The following is a 5,073-nucleotide window of genomic DNA, read 5'->3' on the forward strand; positions in this document are numbered from 1 at the left end:
GCCTGACGCCGGCGATGACGCTGATCGACGTCGACGGCGAGGCCGCTCCTGCCGAGCTGGCGATCATCGGCGCGCGCGCCGCCGCCGAAGCCATCGTCCGGCTCGACCTCGCGGGATCGATCGGCATCGATTTGCCGACGACGCCCGACCGGTCCGCGCGGCTGGCCGCGGCGGCAGCGATCGACGCGGCAATCCCCCAGCCGTTCGAGCGGACCGCGGTCAACGGTTTCGGCTTCATCCAGATTGTGCGGCGCAGGTCGCGACTCTCGCTGCCCGAGCTGGCGGCGAGCGATCCGGTCGGATGGCATGCGCGCGCCGCGTTGCGGATCGCCGAGCATACGCCCGGCGCGGGGCAACGCACGCTGACCGCGCACCCCGATCTGGTCGCGCGGCTGGCGGCGCATCCCGACTGGCTGGCGGCGCTGGAACGGCGGATCGGTGCGGCCGTGATCTTGCAGGGCGACGCGCGCCGCGCCATATCCGCCGCGCATGTCCAGGCGCGCCACCCCTGAAAGCTGCCCGCGATGCGGCAAACCGGTTTCCGTCGATTTCCGGCCGTTTTGCGGGCGCGGATGCAAGGATCGCGACCTGCTCGCCTGGCTGGACGAGGGCTATCGCCTGCCCGGTGCGCGCATCGATCCGGATGATGCGGCAAATGCAAATGTCGGGCTGGACAGCGACGCCGACGCTGACTAAGAGGCCGCTCTTTCCCGGCTGCTGCCGGTGATGCCCAGGTAGCTCAGTTGGTAGAGCATGCGACTGAAAATCGCAGTGTCGGCGGTTCGATCCCGTCCCTGGGCACCATTTCCCCACTGAACGCCGTTTCCTGCTGAACGGCTTTTTCCGGTTGAACGACGTCGCCGCCCGCCGACGCCGACCGCGTCCGTCCGCGCCCATCCGCGCCCATCCGCGTCGCCTAAGCCGCTTTCCTTCGGAACAACCGGGGACGGCGACGGGTTAGGTTCGGGACGGGCCAGAACGGAGCAGCATATGTCGACCAACCGAAGCATCTTTCCCTGGGCGGCATTGGGCGCGGGGGCCGTTGCCGGCGCGGCATTGCTGCTGCAGCGCGACAGCGCGCGACCCGGATCGGGCGGGCAAGGCGATTCCCCGCCGGGCCGTACGGCGCGGCGGCGGTGGTTCGGCGATTATGCGGTGACGGGCAAGACCGTCACGATCGCCAAGCCGGGCCGCGCCGAGCTGTATCGCTTCTGGCGCGACTTCACCAACCTGCCGGCATTCATGGAAAATCTGGAAGCGGTCGAGATGCTCGGCGAGGGCCGCTCGCGCTGGCACATTCGCGGTCCGCTGGGCACCGTGACGGTCGAGAGCGAGATTGTCGCGGCGCGCGAGGGCGAACTGATCGCGTGGCGATCGGTCGCGGGGTCGGAAATCGACACCGAGGGTCGCGTGGCATTTCGCGACGCGCCGGGCGACCGTGGTACACAAGTCGAGCTGGTCGTCGCGTACAAGCCGCCGATGGGCAGCGCCGGCAGGGCCGTCGCGACACTCCTGCAGCGCGAACCCGAAATCCAGGCGCGACGCGACCTGAGGCGTTTCAAGATGCTGATGGAAACCGGCGAGATCGCGACGTCGACCCGTCAACTGAAGCTGGAGGAGACCGCCTGATGCGCGCGCTTTGCTATCACGGCACCCATGACGTCCGCGTCGATACCGTGCCCGACCCCGACATCGTCAATCCGCGCGACGCGATCATCAAGGTGACGTCGACCGCGATCTGCGGCTCCGACCTGCATCTTTATGACGGCGTCATCCCCGCGGTGATGCCGGGCGACGTGCTGGGCCACGAATTCATGGGCGAGGTCGTCGAAACGGGGCCGGGATCGACATTGGTCAAGGGCCAGCGGGTGGTCGTCCCCTTCACCATCGCGTGCGGCAGCTGTTTCTTCTGCGGGCAACAGCAATACAGCGCCTGCGACAATTCCAACCCCGTGGACAAGCGCGAGATGTCCGAAACGCTGTACGGCACGCCAATGAGCGGGCTGTTCGGCTATTCGCACCTGACCGGCGGCTATTCGGGCGGTCAGGCCGAATTCGTGCGCGTGCCGTTCAGCGATGTCGGGCCGATCGTGATCGACGACGACACGCTGGAGGACGAACAGGTGCTGTTCCTGTCCGACATCCTGCCGACGGGTTGGATGGCGGCCGAAAACGCCGCGATCGAGGGTGGCGATACGGTCGCGATCTGGGGCGCCGGGCCGGTCGGGTTGTTCGCGGCACAGAGCGCGGTGCTGATGGGCGCGGCGCGGGTGATCGTGATCGACCATTATCCCCATCGCCTCGAACTCGCGCGGCAGATCGGCGCGGACACGATCAACTTCCGCGAGACCAACGTCCGCGAGGCGCTGATGGAAATGACCGGCGGCATCGGCCCCGATGCGGTGATCGATGCGGTCGGCATGGAAGCGCACGGCTTTGCGATCGACAACATGATCGACGTCGCCAAGCAGACGATCGGCATCGGCGCGGATCGGGCGGCGGCGCTCAAACAGGCGATCCTCGCATGCCGCAAGGGCGGACGGGTGTCGGTTCCCGGCGTCTATGGCGGGATGACGGACAAATTTCCGATCGGCGCGCTGATGGAAAAGGGCCTGACGCTGCGCACCGGCCAGACCCATGTGCAGAAATACAGCCGCATGCTGCTCGACATGATCATGGCGGGCAAGATCGACACGACGTTCCTGATCTCGCACCGCTTGCCGCTCGAACAGGCGGCCGAGGGCTATCGCAACTTCAAGTCGAAGCAGGACGACTATACCAAGGTCGTGCTGAAACCCGGCATCGCATAGGGCCGATCGCCGGTCAGCCTGCGCTTCGGCCGGGAATGGGCTGGCGGGTCAGCAAGGGGGCGCGCATTCGGGCTTGCACAAGACGACACGCCGTGGAAGCGGGACGCCGAACCGATTGGATCAACAAGGGCAAGGACGGCAATGCCGCAAAGCGTTTCGCGAACGGGATCCCAGGCGACATTCAGCGCGAGTTTCGGAACACTCGCCGGGGTCTGCGCGGCGCTCCTCTTCTTCCTGATCACCGGCGCGCTTTCTTACACCAATGTCCGCGAGCTTCGTGCCGATACCGCGCGCGTTGTGCACACGCACAAGGTGATGACCGAATTCGGCAACTTGTTGTCAGCCGTGCAGGACGCGGAGACCGGACAGCGCGGGTTCCTGCTCACCGGTGACGAACGTTACCTCGATCCATATCGCGCGGCGATCGCGCGGGTCGCTTCCAGCGTTGAAAGGATCGACCTGCTGACGCGGGACAATGCGCAGCAGCAGGCAAGCCTGCGCGCGCTGACCCCGCGCGTCGCGGCAAAGCTCGCGGAGCTGCGCGAGACCATCAACTTGCGACGCGTGCGTGGACCCGAAGCCGCGCTTTCGCTCGTCAGCACCGATCGCGGCAAGGTCGAAATGGACGCGATCCGCGCGCAACTGGCCCGGATGCGCGCCGACGAGCAACGCCTGCGCGAGAGCCGGCTGGCCCAGATGGACGCCGGTTTCTGGACCTTGACGCTCAGCGGGTTGCTGACCACGCTGCTCGGCATCGGCCTCACCTTGACGGTGGGCCTGCTCGTCCACCGTGCCGAACGCACGCGCCAGCGCCTGGCGTGGCTGCAGGCGGGCGAGGTCGGGCTGAGCCAGGCGATGCTGGGTGACCGCAGCGTGGCCGAACTGGGTGACAGCATCCTCGATTTCCTGACCAGCTATCTCGGCGCGCAGGCGAGCGCGCTGTTCAAGGGCGAGGACGGCGTGTTCCAGCGCACCGCGATGCTGGGCGTCGCCGGCGACGCCCCGGTGCCCCAGCTGTTCAGGGAGCGCGAGGGACTGCTGGGTCGCGTGGCCGCCGAAGGGCGGCCGACCGTCATCTCCGACGTGCCCGACGGCTATCTGAAGCTGGGTTCGGCCCTGGGCCATGATCGGCCACGCCATCTCGTCATCGCGCCGTTCAGCGCCGACGGGGTCGTCAACGCCGTGGTCGAGTTCGGTTTCCTGCACCCCGTCGAGGACCGCACCCTGGAGCTTCTGGCGCGCGTCGAGCCGACCGCCGGCGTGGCGCTGCGATCGGCGCGCTACCGGACCGAATTGCGGAACCTGCTGGAGGAAACCCAGCGCCAGTCGGAAGAGCTTCAGGTCCAGAGCGAGGAATTGCGGGTTTCCAACGAAGAGCTGGAGGAACAGGGTCGCGCGCTCAAGGAAACCGCGGTGCGGCTCGAACAGCAGCAGGTCGAGCTCGAACAGACCAATTCGCAGCTGGAGGAACAGGCGCAGCTGCTGGAAACCCAGCGCGACGACCTCGCCCGGTCGAGCGCAGCGATCGAGGCCAAGGCGCGCGAGCTGGAGCAGGCCAGCCAATACAAATCCGATTTCCTGGCCAATATGAGCCATGAGCTGCGCACCCCGCTCAACTCGCTGCTGATCCTGTCGCGGCTGCTCGGCGACAATCCCGACGGCAACCTGACCGATGAACAGGCGAAATACGCGCGCACGATCGAAGCGTCGGGCAACGACCTGCTCAACCTGATCAATGACATCCTCGATCTGTCGAAGATCGAGGCGGGGCATATCGAGATGCGCGCGGAACCGGTCGCGACCCGAAGGCTGGTCGCCGACCTGCGGCAGACATTCGACCCGGTCGCGAACGACCGCGCGATCGATTTCGTGGTCGAGGTCGCCGACGACATGCCGGCATCGATCGTCACCGATCGCCAGCGGCTGGAACAGGTGCTCAAGAACCTGTTGTCCAACGCGTTCAAGTTCACCGAACAGGGCAGCGTCACGCTCCGGCTCGCCCCGGTCGCCGACGGCCGCATCGCGTTTACCGTCGTCGACACCGGCATCGGCATCTCGGCCGATCAGCAACAGGCGATTTTCGAAGCGTTCCGCCAGGCCGACGGGTCGATCAACCGGCGCTATGGCGGCACGGGCCTGGGCCTGTCGATCTCGCGCGAGCTGGCGCGGCTGCTCGGCGGGACGATTTCGGTGGTCAGCACGCCCGGCCAGGGCAGCAGCTTCACCGTCACCGTGCCCACCGACTATGCACCCGTGGACACCC

General features: G+C 67.0%; 4 protein-coding genes, 1 tRNA gene and 1 pseudogene. All 6 read left to right on the forward strand.

Translation table 11 applies throughout. From position 1 onward, the window contains the following. A pseudogene (locus AX676_RS18030) lies at positions 1–512 on the forward strand (ribonuclease); the annotation flags it as partial. Next, positions 490–696: a DNA gyrase inhibitor YacG gene (locus tag AX676_RS05865; protein ID WP_066476283.1), complete on the forward strand. Its 207-nt coding sequence runs from the start codon at positions 490–492 to the stop codon at positions 694–696. The pseudogene AX676_RS18030 and the gene AX676_RS05865, both read left to right, overlap by 23 nt. 32 nt (positions 697–728) lie before the next feature. Then, positions 729–804: transfer RNA gene (locus tag AX676_RS05870), tRNA-Phe, on the forward strand. A 186-nt stretch (positions 805–990) separates the two neighbouring features. Next, the gene (locus AX676_RS05875; RefSeq protein ID WP_066476285.1) at positions 991–1,629 is read left to right on the forward strand and encodes an SRPBCC family protein; all 639 of its coding nucleotides are present in this window, start codon (positions 991–993) and stop codon (positions 1,627–1,629) included. Then, positions 1,629–2,810, forward strand: a complete 1,182-nt coding sequence (locus AX676_RS05880; protein ID WP_066476287.1) for a zinc-dependent alcohol dehydrogenase — start codon at positions 1,629–1,631, stop codon at positions 2,808–2,810. The genes AX676_RS05875 and AX676_RS05880 overlap by 1 nt, the downstream gene beginning before the upstream one ends. Before the next feature lie 141 nt (positions 2,811–2,951). Next, a partial coding sequence (locus AX676_RS05885) for a CHASE3 domain-containing protein (RefSeq protein WP_156437610.1) occupies positions 2,952–5,073 on the forward strand: 2,122 nt, incomplete at its 3' end.

The organism is Sphingomonas sp. CCH21-G11, assembly GCF_001555965.1.
Lineage (GTDB): Bacteria > Pseudomonadota > Alphaproteobacteria > Sphingomonadales > Sphingomonadaceae > Sphingomonas.